Below are 13,843 nucleotides of genomic sequence, written 5' to 3' on the forward strand. Positions count from 1 at the left end.
CCTTTGCCACGTTACCAATGACACCAGGACTTTATAAGTTTTCTGAACCTCCAGGTTCAGGAAACCCGCTCAAATCCGCTCAAAGAGCCCATCAAGCTTCTTTTTGGTGAACACCACCATGGTCGGCCGGCCGTGGGGACAGGTAAACGGGTTTTGCATTTTCCGGAGCTGACGGATCAGCTGTTCGCACTGATCGGGTGTGCACACCGCACCGGCCTTCACCGCTCCCCGGCAGGCAACAATCCTCCTCAACCGTTCCACGCTGTCGACCCCCCGCGAAATCCCGGGTTCGATCAGATCGGATACGATTTCCTTCACCATTACCGGATCGGCCGTCCTCCCAAGGATGACCGGGACGGATCGTATTGCCCAGGCCTTCGGTCCGAAGGGCTCGACCGTAAAACCTTCCTGGTTATACCGGTATGGCGGCAGCGAAGAGTTCAGCCTCGCGAGGAGACAGCCTGATGATCACCGGCTCGATCAACTCCTGTGCGCGATCCCGGAATGTGGGCCAGCTACCGATTTGTTCGTAGAGGATCCGTTCATGCGCAGCATGCTGGTCGATCAGGAGGAGATCATCTTCGGGTGTGCTGCAGAGGATATAGAGATTCGACAGTTGCCCGATAACCCGGAGGTCAGGCAGCCTTCCCTCTTCATGATCATGACCCGGGTGGTCCGCATAGCCCCGCTCGGTCAACCGTAACTGCCTCCCGGTCAGGAGCTGTTCACGCAGACGGGGCTCCTGTACACCCGCCACACCGGAATCCGAAGGCTGGTACCGGACGGGAGTGCTTGGGATGTTCGTGGCTGCCCGGGCAGTTGTCCCGGCGTCCTTCGCGGGAATGAGGCAGCTGGCCAGAAGTACATTGTTGAGGAGTGCGGTAATTTCAGACGCGATATCCCGCTCGTGCGCGAACCTGACTTCCCTTTTCGCGGGATGGACATTTACATCAACATCGGTCCCAGGGATCACGATATCGAGAAATGCCACGGGATACCGGTCAGAAGGAAGCAGCGTACCATAGGCTTCCCGCACAGCGGATACGAGGAGCCGTGACGAGACTGGCCTGGAATTTACCGAGAGAAAGATACGGGAGTGATCCTTTCGGGACTGGGCCGGGGCCGCTAGGTACCCGCGAACGCCTGCGTGTTCACCCTCGGCTGTAACAGGTATGAGTGCTTCGGCAAGTTCGAGGCCGAACAACGAGACGATTGCGTCATACAGGCAGCCGCCCCTGGGGACCGAGATCTTCTCCCGCTCGTCAACGATGAGGCTGAATGCGATATGCGGGTGGGTGATTGTTAACCGCTCAACGACATGGGATATTTGTGCGATTTCAGCTGCCTGTGACCGCTGGAATTTCCTCCTCGCCGGAGTATTGTAGAAGATATCCTCAACGGTAATACTCGTTCCCACAGGGCACCCGGCCTCCTGTTCGCCGGTAATCGTTCCGCCTTCGTTTACAAGCCTTGTGCCGGCAACTGCCGGTTTTCCCCTCTCCCTGGTGGTCAGCGTGACGCGGGAGACTGCAGCAATACTTGCCAATGCCTCACCACGGAACCCCAGTGTCTTACAGGTGCAGAGATCGTCGATCTCTTTTATCTTGCTCGTTGCGTGGCGGGAAAAAGCCAACCGGGCCTCATCGCGGTTCATCCCGCAACCGTCATCAGTGACGGTTATGGCAGAAATCCGCCCTCCATGGGTAATGATCCTTATTCTGACAGCTGAAGCACCAGCATCCAGCGCATTCTCGCAAAGCTCTTTTACCACTGATGCCGGTCGTTCCACCACTTCGCCGGCAGCGATCCTGCTGATCGTGGCCTCATCGAGCTGCCGGATACTGCACCGGGACTCATCCACCGCGATCCGCCCCTTTACGCCCACCGGCTTTCCTGTGAAGCTCATAGAGCACTTCAAGGGCCTGGCGGGGTGTCATGCTGTCCGGATCGAGATCGTTGAGATCGGCGATGACAGGATCAGGGGTTGCCTGCGGCGCATCAACCAGCAACATCTGTGTATACCGCTTCACCCGTTCACCCGGATGCCCCCCGCCCTTGACCAGTTCATCGAGGATGGCGGCGGCACGCCCGGTCACGTCTGTCGGAACTCCTGCAAGAGTGGCGACGTGTATTCCGTAGCTCCGGTCGGTTGCCCCGGGAAGGAGAGTGTGGAGGAAGACCACATCTGATCCGGTGTCTCTGACGGCGAAATGACAATTTTTCACCCTCTTCAGATCAGATTCGGCGGTGATAATCTCATGGAAATGCGTGGCAAAAAGCGTACGGGGTCCGGTTTGTTTTTTCCCATGCAAAAATTCGAGAACCGATCGCGCGATACAGTAGCCGTCAAGCGTGCTCGTACCCCGCCCAATCTCGTCGAGGATGACCAGACTCCTGCTGGATACGTTGTTCAGGATATTGGCAAGTTCGAGCATCTCCAGCATGAAGGTGCTCTGTCCGCTGGCGAGGTCGTCGAAGGCGCCTACCCGGGTAAAAATTCTGTCCACGAGGCCGATCCGGGCATGGGCGGCAGGCACAAAAGAGCCTGCCTGGGCCATGACAACGATGTGGGCCACGGCCCTCATATACGTGGACTTCCCGGCCATATTCGCACCGGTGATAATCAGTATCTGATCGCCGCCAGCGGAGAGGAGGGTGTCATTGGGAACAAAGGATACCCCAGGCGACTGTTCCACGACCGGGTGCCGGCCCTCCCGGATCAGGATATCGAGAGACTTGTCCACTACCGGCCGGGTGTAGCGATGGTGCACCGCAACTTCTGCCAGCGATGAGATGATATCAAGTACCGCCATGCCTTGCGAGATGGCCTGGAACAGGGGCATGGCCTCTGCCAGGGTATCGAGGAGCTTGGCATAGAGTTCCTGTTCAAGGGCAAGGAGGCCCTCCTCTGTGGTAACGATTACCGCTTCCTGCTCCCGGAGTGCAGGAAGGGTGAACCGTTCTCCGGTCGATGTTGTTTGCTTCCGTTCGTACTCTTTCGGGACCAGGTGGAGATTCGGCCTGGTCACCTCGATGTAGTACCCAAACACGGAATTGTACGCAACCTTGAGCGACCGGATCCCGGTCCGCTCCCGTTCCTGCTGCTGCAGGGCGACAATCCACTCCTTTCCCCGTGCGGATCGTGATCTGAGCATGTCAAGGTGAGAATCGTAGCCGTCCCGAAAGACTCCCCCGCTATGGGGAGAGACCGGCGGATTGTCAGTGATCGCCCGCCCGATAAGGTCAGTCATGGCCCCGGGATCGCCGAGATTTCCAAGTGCTCCGGAAACGAGCCGGGGCAATTCGCTTTCGGAAAGGGCGTCCTTGAGTGCAGGGACCGTGGAAAGGGATCGGGCAAGGGAGATAAGGTCCCGCGGCGACGCGGTCCGGCAGGAGATCCTCCCTGCAATCCGATCGATGTCTGCAGTTTTTGCGATTATCGCCCGGATTTTTGCACGGACCGGTGTATTTTTCGTAAAAAATTCAACACCATCAAGCCGGTCATTGATCCTCTCTACCGATAGGAGCGGGGTCGTAAGCCACTGCCGGAGGAGCCTGCTCCCCATCGGGGTTCCAGTCAAATCAAGGATGGAGAGGAGGGTCGGGTCTCCGGCCCTCCCCCTGATACTCCTGATAATCTCGAGGTTCCGCTGAGTGATACCATCGATCACACAGCCCTCGGATAACCGGTGGAAGGACAGGGACCTGATATGCGAGAGTTCTTTCCGTTGCATCTCTTTCGCGTACCGGAGTGCGATGGCGCCAGCCCTCACCGCTGCCGGGCACCCCAGGACCCCGGACCGCCCCAGCTCCTCTCCACCGAACTGCTCTTTTAAAAAAGATGATGCCTCGTCCGTGCCCGGAGATGCTCCGGTTATTGTGACCACGACCCCGCAGGTACGCACGATATCTCCAAGTTCATCGGCGAGGGCGGCGGGAAGGAGGCATTCTGCAGGCTGGTATCGTCGTATCTCAGAGACCAGATCCCCGTTCCCCCGGTCCCTGCTGCAGGCGGTAACCAGGAACTGGCCGGTGGAGAGATCGAGGAATGAAAGGCCCAGTTCGGTTTTTCGGTCACCGGGAACAACAGCCATCAGGAAACGGGCCTGTGGGGAGGAGAGCAAGTCTTCATCAATGGTCGTGCCGGGGGTTACGACCCGCACTACCTCGCGCTTCACAATCCCTTTCACATGCCTGGCATCCTCGATCTGGTCGCAGACCGCCACGCGGTAGCCCTTAGCGATCAGCCGGGAGATATAGCCTTCTGCCGCATGGCAGGGGACGCCTGCGAGGGGGATCCTAGCGCCCGAACTGTCCCGTGACCGGGAGGTGAGCGCAATATCTAGCTCCCGGGATACGGTCTCCGCATCCTCGCAGAAGGTCTCGTAGAAGTCACCGATATGGAAGAACAGGATTGCGTCCTGATGCTGCTCTTTGATCGACCAATACTGGGCCATGGCCGGCGTCGTCTTTTCCACCGGCCGTGGGTTGCGCTCAGCCATATCATGTATTGTGTCTTCACAAAACGACAAATGCATACCGATCTTCCCACCCCCGGCCGACAGGCAGGATGATGTCCAGGAGAACCAAGAGCCGCTGCAGAAGCATGGCCGTTTCAGTGCCCACATGTTTTCTGCCTCGCCCCGATATTTATCCAAGCGTGGCTGCGCCCGCAAAGAAACCCGGCTATCGGAGCCGCCAGGGACACTCTTCCTCGTTTTCCCCGGGTATACATTGATCCCCGAACCCTTGGTTGTGCCGGTCGCAACCACCCCCCACCCCCGTATCGATACGAGGCTCTCCTCCAAATACCAAATCTCTCATAGTGCCTGATCAGATTATATCCGGGATTCCGGGCCGTGGATGTGGAAAAAGATCAGATATTTTTCAACGCAATCAGGTCCTTGACCCCGGTCAGCTTCCATACCAGCGACCTCTCCTCGAGCGCGATGGCCTCGGGAGGGTCTTGTGGGGAGTGCCCGAGAGCAGCGAGGATATTTTTCGAGAGGTGGCGCTCCTTGATCAGGTTCACGAATTCATCGCGGATGATCTTCTTCTCGATAGAATCGGTTACCTCATCGAGGTAACCCTGGAGGCTGACAAAGGTAAAAAACGAGAGATCGCGCGAGTACTTCTCAATTTCCACGGCGACGTAAGGGCTTTTACGGAAGTATTCGATCTTCTTACCATACTTTGTCGAGAGGAAGTAGAGGAACCTTCCGTCATACACATAGAGAAAAGGTGCGATATAGGGATATTTTTCGCCCTGGAAGGCGATGCGGCAGACATAACCTTCTTCGATGAGCCGATCATAATCGCCTTTGTCCATCCGGGGTATTTTCACGATTTCCATTGCGGTACCCTTGTGCACATAGCCACCCGTGCACCTTAAATATTTGGAAATCCTGCCAAAAAAAAAACAACATGAACCCCTGGGTGAGACACATGCACGCAGAATGAAAATAGCGGGGGGGCCTGTCCTGAATATCGAGTAACTTCGCCAGGAGGAAGATGAGAAGGTAGTGTTTACAGAATTTTATGCTGAAAAACACAGCCGTCTCATTAGGAAATATTGCATTGATCGATAAAATTGATCCGCCCGGGCCATCTCCAGAAGATCATTTAAGCTATAAGGAAGCCGTTGTGTAGCTGGCTCGGAAGATCCTCAAATTCGTCTGGCACCTCCTCACAAATGGCGAGATGTACAAGGAGAAAGATACTCTTCCAAAATCCTCATGTTTACCGAATCCACGGGAGGTTGGATTAATTTCTGTTTCTGCTGGTCTCGAATTGTTGGTTTAAGCCGGTTGCCAGATTGTTGAAGGACCCGATCTTTCTCAATGAGGAAATCCCTGGGAACCTGACGTCCCGGGTTTTCATGACAAATCCCTGAAAATAACATCATCGCGCTATTTTAAAATGCGGAAAGCGCCACTTTGCGAACACCTTCAATCTGCTGGAAGTTTGCCCCCTGCGAGACGAACTGCATTACGCAACGTTCATCAACTACGCGCGAGCCGGCAATGATTCCAGCCCCATACTCAAAGAGCACAGGTGAGAGCGGGGTGCTCGGTCCAAGGACCATAACCAGTGCATCCGCGCGGCACAGGGCCAGCAGGTCATCGAGGGTGTGATTGATCAGGGCACTTCCGGTAAGGGCGACAACGTCGGCCTTTGGAATGAGGTCAGGGGCGGAATGTGCAGGGTAATCGTCTCCGAACGGTTTTTGCTCGATTACCCAGAGAGTACTGACTGATTTCCGGAGCTGCGGGATAAAGGGAAAATGGCCTACCAGGGCCACGCTTTTCCCACGCCCCCGTTCTGCCAGTATCTGCGATGCATTGATATCGACAGCATTTTTTTCATCTATGGGCAGGAGCGAGTTGATGGCTGCGATACCGATACCCGCTTCCAACAGGTTATCTGAGAGGGCATACGAAGCCAGTTCACGGGCACTTTTCTTATGAAGACGCCCGGCATTGCGCACCGGGGCGTCGTGGTGCATATGCGGGCTGGAGGGTGCGATGGTACTGGCGAGCCCACAGTAACGGCTGCACACCATGGTCCAGTGAGCACCCACGATGACATTTCGCACGGGCGCGTCTCCTGGGAGGGTGGCTAGGATATCGGTGAGAATGGTCATGTGATATACTGTTCCTGTCCGGGCTATTCAATCAACTCTTCCTTCGATGTGGACCTACTTCACACTGATCAGCCCATTTCTGATGATAACCAGCCTGATTCTGATATCTCGTTTCCCGGACCGGACAGCACATATCCATGTATCCTGTTTACAAGAACGACTCCGGACGGGAAATCCTCATGGGGAACGATATGGGAGATCTTTATGATGGTTTGCCTGATTCAACCATTAATCTGACGAATTTAACAATAGCAACCTATTTAGCCGTTTTGATTGATATTTCCTCATGCAATTGGTTCCAGAATATTCCCAGGTAGAAGTATCCGAGCGCCTCGTTGCTGCAGGAATAAAACCGGAATTGCGGGAATTTTTCAATAAATGCATCGATTTCCATACCTACGCTGCCCCCGGTCTCCTGATCGGGGTCTTCATGGTGGACTATGCCCTTGAATTGCTGGGAAAGAAACCTACCGATAGGATTTATGTCACCTGTGAAACGCACAAGTGCCTTCCGGACCCGCCACAGGTTATCATGCATGCAACGATCGGGAATCACCGGCTCCGGGTTCTCCCCATTGGCAAGTTCGCCCTGACCCTGACCCCTTTTTCTGCGAAAGAGTACGCAGATGGGGTGCGGGTATATATCGACCGGAAAAAACTTGAAAAATACCCGGTTGTGGCGCTCTGGTTCGACAACAGTCCTGATTTCAACGCCGGGACCATGAAGCGGCAGCTGGTAGACGAGATCCTCACCTCCGGGAGGGACATCCTCTCGTTTGATCGTATCAGGATGAAAGTAACCCACAAAAAGAAATGGCGCTCGGCAACCTGCCCTTCCTGCGGTGAGCAGATAGCCGAAGACCTGATGGAAGGGGGTATTTGCGCGGGATGCGGGAGCCTTGCGTATTACGAGAAATGCCGATGACATCGCACTACCATGGTCGCACCTTCTGAAGGAAGAGGAAACGGTGAGCGGTCTGCCGGATCTGATGCCGGTCGGTGTGGTACGCTAACCGATCAGGACCGGGCAGAAAAGCCGCTGCAGGGTCTGCGTGGTGAAATCGTCATTGTTAGGGGATACCTGGAAGCCCTTGACGGGACCGGGTAACAATTTTTCGTCCTGGAAAGGAATGGGTCTTCACCATAAAAACCTGTCAGCCTCTCTACGGAAGGTGTGACAGAATCGCTGGAAAATACCCTGTTTTCTCCGGCGACACTTCCACGGTAGAGGAGCCCCGGGGCGATCAGAACCGAATCCTCTCCGGGCCGCTATAGATGACCATCCGGGGAGGCCTCACAAAGCCTGCCAGGGTGAGATTTACACGTCTGGCAAGATCGATTCCTGCCGCTGAGGGGGCATTGTTGGTTATCACGATGGGGATTCCGGAACGCCAGAATTTGCTTACCATGCCGGCGGGCATCCTCCCCGAACAGGTGATAAATGTCCGGTCGAGATCGATCCCGGCGAGGATGGCTTTCCCGATCACCTTATCAACAGAATTATGACGCCCAATATCCTCGGCGTGAGCCACCACGTTCCCGCCGGCATCGAAGAGGACCGTGCAATGCGTCCCTCCCGTCTGTTTCCAGAGGACAGCGTGATCGTTTAAACAGCTCATCGCAGAAAAGATAGTATCCCGGGACACCAGTGTGGTTGATGTGATCTTGTTTCGTAACTCAGATGCATCAACAGCCATACCGAGACCTCCCGATGTCCGCAATTCGCGGTTCTGCAAGGGGATCTCCCCATTTAAGCCGGTGACCGTAACTGCAAGCTCGGGCAAAGAGATCCTGATGGCTCCGATCTGATTCGCATGACGAATAATTCCTTCGCTGATCACGTATCCGCAGGCAAATTCTGCAAGATCAGCCGGGCTCACCATCTGTGTCGCAAGTTCATGGCCGTTCACGATGAGCCGGACAGGCTCTTCCTGGCAGACGGTTACGGTCCGCTGAACCAGGTTCCCGCTCTCGTAGGCAAGAACTTCGTATTCGAGGGTAAGGAAGGGAGGTGAATCACCGATAACTTCAATGCGAGGACGATTGGCCATGATCCATGAAGTTACGTTATTCTTTTTAATAAATGTTCAAGGTTTACCAATTCTCCAGAAGCTGACAACTTGAGTAACATAATTAATTACAAAATGAAATTAATAAATTGTGATTTACAAGACCAGAGGCAGACAGTGGAGAATCATGTTTATCCCTGGAGATGCGCATGAAACGCCGGTACTTCTCTCTAACCTCGTTCGATGATGCAATCCGCATCCTGAAAGAAACATTTCCTGCTCCGGGGGTGACGGAACGGGTATCCCTTGAGCAGGCAGTCGGAAGGGTGACTGCCGAACCGGTCTATGCACCATTCTCGGTACCGGAAGTGAACCTGTCCTCCATGGACGGAATCGCCGTGCGGAGTGCGGATACCGCCGGGGCGATGGACCGGCATCCTGTGACCCTCGAACACTTCCAGCGGGTTAACACCGGACAGGTCATTCCGCAGGGTTTTGACGCGGTCATCATGATCGAGGATGTCTGGGTCAGTGATGGAACATGCAAGGTACGGAAATCGGCCTTTCCAGGACAATTCATAAGGCCTGCCGGAGAGGATATCCGGAAAGGGGAACTGGTCCTTCCCCGCGGCCATATTGTACGGCCCTTTGACGTCGGGGCACTGGCAACCTATGGGATTCCGAGCCTGTTGGTGAGTTCGGTATCCATCGGCCTCATTCCCATCGGTGACGAACTGGTTCCTCCAGGGGTCAGGCCAAAGCCCGGGGCTGCCGTAGAGAGCAATACCCTCTTTGCACATCACTACTTTTCCGGGATGGGTGCATCCTGTCACCGTTATCCCATTACCCGGGACGAGCCAGAATCGATCACTGCCATCATGTCCCGGGCGATCAGGGATCATGACCTGGTACTCCTCTTCGGAGGATCTTCGGCTGGTACAAGGGATTATGCGGACCAGGTGATTTCATCGTGCGGGACTCTTCTCTTTCATGGCGTGGGAATGAAGCCGGGAACACCGGTGATGCTTGGGTCCGTCGAGAAAAAACCCGTATTCGGTGTACCGGGATTTCCTATTGCGGCAGCCTGCGTGATAAAGGAATTCGTCGCACGGCTCCTGGAGTGGTGGGGGCTTGCACCCTACCCGATTTTCACTATACGGGCAGAACTCGCCCAGCGAATCGCCTCCGACCTCGGCTACGAAGAGTTCGTACATGTTTCAGCAGCCCGGGTCGGAAACCGTGTCTCTGTCATGCCTCATTCACGGGGAAACGGTATCCATATGTCCCTGGTAAGATCAGATGGCTTCATCCAGATTCCCGCTTCGTACGAAGGTTATGAAGCCGGAGAAGAAGTCCCCGTGCAGCTGACAATACCACCGGCACATCTCGACAGGAACCTCCTGGTATGCGGAACCAGGGATGAGTGTATCCACACCCTCGGGGATCTCCTTACCACACGGGGTTTCTCCCTCCATTGCTGTAATACCTTGGATTCAAGGGCACTGCTTACCCTGCGGGAAAAGAGATGCCATGCTGCATCAGTTGCCCTGCCGCGGATCGGGTCATGGGTTGCATCCAATCTCTTCGATCCTGTAGATAATACAACCTTTGTGAGAGTGACCGTTGCCGAGGCTGAGCTGGGGCTTGCTTCCCGGAGTGGGATTGTTCTCGATGATCTCATCGGGGTTCGTTTCATAAACAGGCCACGGGGCACCACTGCCCGGACGCTTACTGATGAGATCCTCCTATCCTCGGGCATTACGCCACAGGTGGTGCCCGGGTATGAAAACCAGGTCAGGAGCGAAGAAGGTGTCATCACCGCCATACAAAATGGCAGCGCCGATACGGGTGTATGTCGGAAGAAAACAGCGGAGATATCGGCCCTTTCCTGGACTCCCCTGGGGTATGAATCATACAATCTGGTGATTCCCCTGTCCTACCTCGAGGACCCTGCAACAATCGGGATAATCTCGATCCTGAAATCAGGACTGTTCCGGGACATGATCGGTCGCACCGGTGGATACTCGACTGCGGGAAGCGGCCAGGTATCCCCCGTTTTCCCAACTACGGTGTGAAAGGATAACCAGTGTTACCACAACGCATTCTGAGCCTGTCCAACCTGTAAATTCGCATAATAGACCTATCCTATCTCTCCACCATCAAGGGTCAGGAAGGTTTGCCGATATCCACTACCGCCTTCAGGCTCAACCTATAATGACCTGCGGAGTACTGTTGTCGTGCAAGATGATGGCACAGTAACCAGGATCAATCACCGGGTCACCGGTCGTGCCGACCCGCTCACCCACCACCTATATAAGAAAAGCCTGCATACCTCACGTAAAAGGAGTGACGAATGACCGAAGGGAACCTTTTTGATATGGTAAAAAAGCACCTCAGCTCCTCCTCAGCCTGCCTTGCCATGGATGCTAATGCGGAGGCGATGCTGAAGATACCGCGAAGGGAAGTCCACGCCTCGATCCCGGTGAGAATGGATGATGGCAGCACGCGGGTGTTCCAGGGATTCCGTGTCCAGTACAACGATGCGCTCGGCCCAACAAAAGGAGGTATCCGGTTCCACCCCGACGAGACCATCGACACCATACGTGGGCTTGCAGCCCTGATGACCTGGAAGTGCGCCCTCCACAACCTCCCCCTTGGCGGTGCCAAGGGAGGAGTCATCTGCAACCCAAAAGAGCTCTCGGTCCACGAGCTTGAGCGGCTCAGCCGCGGATACGTGCAGGAGATGTTTCCATTCCTGGGCCCCGATCGGGATATCCCTGCTCCCGACGTCTACACAAATCCCACGGTCATGGCCTGGATGACGGACGAGTACTCGAAGATTGCAGGGAAGCCGGCATTTGGATCCTTCACTGGAAAGCCTGTTGCCCTGGGCGGGTCCGAGGGCAGGTCCGATGCCACCGCCAGGGGCGGGTGGTTCGTGGTCCGCGAGGCCGCAAAGGATCTGGGGATAGACATCGCCGGAGCTGGCGTAGCCGTGCAGGGGTTCGGGAACGTGGGCTCGTTTGGCGCACTCCTCGGCCAGGAGGTCTTCGGCGCAAAGATAGTGGCGGTGAGCGACAGCTGCGGGGGAGTATATAATCCCAAGGGGCTCTCGATCAGGGATCTGATGGTCCACAAGGCTGCGACCGGGGCAGTGCAGCACTTTCCCGGAGCCAAGAACATCACAAACGAAGAGTTGCTCGAACTTCCGGTGGATATTCTCATCCTTGCGGCACTCGAGAATGTTATCAACCGCAGGAACGCTCCCAATATCCGTGCACGCATGGTAGCAGAGTTTGCAAACGATCCGGTAAACAATGAAGCTGACGAGATTCTCTTCGAGAGATCCATAACCGTGCTACCAGACTTCCTCACAAACGGGGGCGGAGTTATCGTATCGTACTTCGAGATGGTCCAGAACTTCTCCCTGGACCGGTGGGAAGAGGAAACGGTCCACAGGAAGCTTGAGAAAAAGATGGTCGATGCCTACCGCGCGGTCTATGATCTTGCGGAAAAGAACAATACACCTTTGAGGGAGGCGGCATACTCAATCGCCATTGCGAGGGTTGTCGGGGCCATGAAGATGAGGGGCTGGATATGACAACCGGAGAAGCCGGCTCATCACCGGGATAATCCCCGGCAGGGGTTATCCCTGGTTAGCAACCCATTCGGGACCTGTCAGAAAAATATGGGGGCGGTATTGACCCCGCGCTCCCGGGCCAGAAAGGCAGCTCCTGGAACGACCTGATGGCCTGGCCGAAGAAGCATCGGAAATCTAAGGTATTGCCTACTTCATGGGCGCATTTGGGAGGCGAAGCGCTGACCGTCCTGCCCGACTGATATCCGATACGGATCATTCCCCCCGCACTTTTTTGAACCATCCGGGGAAAATGCATCGACAAGGTTCCGTGTTATCCGCGCCCCGAGCGACGGTGAGATGGACTCGAGCCAGAGATAAAACCCGACCCTGGCCGGCGTGAACCGCTCGAACTTGAAGTTACCGTCGCCGTTCTGGACCATCTTGAGATATTCCTGCTTGCGCCTCGGGCGCAGGTACACGATTGCATCGTAACCTGGGAGATCGGTGGCAAGGATCGCCTTGGAGTACAGGTTCATAATCTCATAATACTTTATCTCCCGCCCCTGGAAAAGGAACCGGTGATCCCGGCACATCGAGCGGATTGCGGATGGATAGAGCCCGCCGTAGAGGATCTTCTTGACGAGCTGGCCGGTCCCGTTGGTGATATCCGGAAGTCCTCCATCGGGAGATGAGACCCGGTCAAACACCCGTGCCCGTTCTTCTTCGTGGTAAGTCTCGTAGCAGAATTCCTTGCGGAGCTGGATTTCGGGGGCAAGCACCAGTCTCTTGTGGGGCGGTTGGCGCTGGAACCTCACTTTCTGCCGATCCCGATGGAGGCAGGACTTGAGTTCCTCGCAGGATGAAGTCTGGATATATACCGTCTTTGGGGTCTTGAGGAGTCTTCTTCCCACCACGTAATTGGTCACGTCAAATGAGGAGACCAGAAGGAACGAGACATCCTCCTGGTCGAACAGGTATCCGAGCAGTCTACGCTTGTAGGCGATCTCCTTCTCGAATTCCTTCATATCCGATGCTGAGGTGACCACTTCGGCAAAGGCCACCTGGTCATGGCAATCGATGAACAGAAGGTCGAACTCGGCGAGATCCTGGCCATTTCCCCGGACCGTGATGTCTCCGCACCGGGAGTAGAAGAGCCCGTTTTGGCCAAGCCGGATCTTCTGGCGCGCCTGCCGGGGAACATCCATCCCCTTCAGTGCAAGCTGCCTTATCCCATCTGTTTCCGATGCCATCGAGCGGAACATCTCGTAGATGAGGGCCTCGTACCAGCGTCCTTCTGCGGTTCTCATCTTTTCGATCTCGGGAGAAAAGAGCCGGGACCGTTCGAGACCGGTCAGGTGCCTCGTGGCAGAGAGCGCCATGCGCTCATCAGGATGGAATGAAGAGAGATTCTTTTTCAGCCACGAGGTAATATCTTCCATGAATTATACCAGTGTTATTAAATTTTTTGGTTAAATAAGTACCTCTCCAGGGAAGTTCGAAGAAGGGAAAGGGGTCTTCTACATCCGATCCGCGCTCCCGGTGAAAAAAAGAATCATATAAAAATATATTTATATAGTTTTCTCGCATTGTAATAATGCTGTACAGTGCGCC

11 protein-coding genes are annotated in these 13,843 nt (G+C 55.2%); 4 read left to right on the forward strand and 7 right to left on the reverse strand.

The window, feature by feature from the left end; all coding sequences use genetic code 11:
- Positions 1–69: 69 nt before the first annotated feature.
- The 5 genes from IPI71_06675 to IPI71_06695 all read right to left on the reverse strand — a co-directional run bounded on the left by IPI71_06675 (position 70) and on the right by IPI71_06695 (position 6,643).
- Positions 70–444 (reverse strand): hypothetical protein, encoded by a 375-nt coding sequence (locus IPI71_06675; protein QQR71975.1) that lies wholly within the window; start codon positions 442–444, stop codon positions 70–72.
- Positions 413–1,885, reverse strand: coding sequence for a DNA mismatch repair endonuclease MutL (gene mutL, locus IPI71_06680; GenBank protein QQR70366.1), 1,473 nt, complete (start codon positions 1,883–1,885; stop codon positions 413–415). The genes IPI71_06675 and mutL overlap by 32 nt, the downstream gene beginning before the upstream one ends.
- The gene (gene mutS, locus IPI71_06685; GenBank protein QQR70367.1) at positions 1,854–4,502 is read right to left on the reverse strand and encodes a DNA mismatch repair protein MutS; all 2,649 of its coding nucleotides are present in this window, start codon (positions 4,500–4,502) and stop codon (positions 1,854–1,856) included. The genes mutL and mutS overlap by 32 nt, the downstream gene beginning before the upstream one ends.
- Before the next feature lie 374 nt (positions 4,503–4,876).
- The gene (locus tag IPI71_06690; protein QQR71976.1) at positions 4,877–5,353 is read right to left on the reverse strand and encodes a pyridoxamine 5'-phosphate oxidase family protein; all 477 of its coding nucleotides are present in this window, start codon (positions 5,351–5,353) and stop codon (positions 4,877–4,879) included.
- A 561-nt stretch (positions 5,354–5,914) separates the two neighbouring features.
- A complete protein-coding gene (locus tag IPI71_06695; GenBank protein ID QQR70368.1) occupies positions 5,915–6,643 on the reverse strand; it encodes a DUF364 domain-containing protein in 729 nt (242 codons plus the stop codon).
- Positions 6,644–6,929: 286 nt separating this feature from the next.
- Here IPI71_06695 and IPI71_06700 point away from each other — a divergent pair, with 286 nt between their 5' ends.
- Complete coding sequence (locus tag IPI71_06700; protein ID QQR70369.1) at positions 6,930–7,568, forward strand: formylmethanofuran dehydrogenase subunit E family protein; 639 nt, start codon at positions 6,930–6,932, stop codon at positions 7,566–7,568.
- A 12-nt stretch (positions 7,569–7,580) separates the two neighbouring features.
- Positions 7,581–7,751, forward strand: a complete 171-nt coding sequence (locus IPI71_06705; protein ID QQR70370.1) for a hypothetical protein — start codon at positions 7,581–7,583, stop codon at positions 7,749–7,751.
- A 136-nt stretch (positions 7,752–7,887) separates the two neighbouring features.
- Here IPI71_06705 and fdhD read toward each other — a convergent pair whose 3' ends face one another.
- Complete coding sequence (gene fdhD / locus IPI71_06710) at positions 7,888–8,694, reverse strand: formate dehydrogenase accessory sulfurtransferase FdhD (GenBank protein QQR70371.1); 807 nt, start codon at positions 8,692–8,694, stop codon at positions 7,888–7,890.
- Positions 8,695–8,855: 161 nt separating this feature from the next.
- On the opposite strand from fdhD, the gene IPI71_06715 reads away from it, so the two are divergent.
- Positions 8,856–10,727: a hypothetical protein gene (locus IPI71_06715; protein ID QQR70372.1), complete on the forward strand. Its 1,872-nt coding sequence runs from the start codon at positions 8,856–8,858 to the stop codon at positions 10,725–10,727.
- 278 nt (positions 10,728–11,005) lie between these two features.
- Positions 11,006–12,253, forward strand: coding sequence for a Glu/Leu/Phe/Val dehydrogenase (locus tag IPI71_06720; protein ID QQR70373.1), 1,248 nt, complete (start codon positions 11,006–11,008; stop codon positions 12,251–12,253).
- 191 nt (positions 12,254–12,444) lie between these two features.
- Here the strand turns inward: IPI71_06720 and IPI71_06725 are convergent, their stop codons facing one another.
- A complete protein-coding gene (locus IPI71_06725; protein QQR70374.1) occupies positions 12,445–13,671 on the reverse strand; it encodes a hypothetical protein in 1,227 nt (408 codons plus the stop codon).
- Positions 13,672–13,843: the final 172 nt, after the last annotated feature.

Origin of the sequence: Methanolinea sp., from assembly GCA_016699325.1 — an archaeon.
In the GTDB taxonomy this organism is placed as follows: Archaea; Halobacteriota; Methanomicrobia; order Methanomicrobiales; family Methanospirillaceae; genus UBA9949.

What these genes read in the sequence shown, in the direction of transcription:
- mutS (QQR70367.1), bottom strand. Translation starts at nt 4,502, where the DNA reads ATGGCTGAGCGCAACCCACGGCCGGTGGAAAAGACGACGCCGGCCATG.
- IPI71_06690 (QQR71976.1), bottom strand. Translation starts at nt 5,353, where the DNA reads ATGGAAATCGTGAAAATACCCCGGATGGACAAAGGCGATTATGATCGG.
- IPI71_06695 (QQR70368.1), bottom strand. Translation starts at nt 6,643, where the DNA reads ATGACCATTCTCACCGATATCCTAGCCACCCTCCCAGGAGACGCGCCC.
- IPI71_06700 (QQR70369.1), top strand. Translation starts at nt 6,930, where the DNA reads ATGCAATTGGTTCCAGAATATTCCCAGGTAGAAGTATCCGAGCGCCTC.
- IPI71_06705 (QQR70370.1), top strand. Translation starts at nt 7,581, where the DNA reads ATGGTCGCACCTTCTGAAGGAAGAGGAAACGGTGAGCGGTCTGCCGGA.
- fdhD (QQR70371.1), bottom strand. Translation starts at nt 8,694, where the DNA reads ATGGCCAATCGTCCTCGCATTGAAGTTATCGGTGATTCACCTCCCTTC.
- IPI71_06715 (QQR70372.1), top strand. Translation starts at nt 8,856, where the DNA reads ATGCGCATGAAACGCCGGTACTTCTCTCTAACCTCGTTCGATGATGCA.
- IPI71_06720 (QQR70373.1), top strand. Translation starts at nt 11,006, where the DNA reads ATGACCGAAGGGAACCTTTTTGATATGGTAAAAAAGCACCTCAGCTCC.
- IPI71_06725 (QQR70374.1), bottom strand. Translation starts at nt 13,671, where the DNA reads ATGGAAGATATTACCTCGTGGCTGAAAAAGAATCTCTCTTCATTCCAT.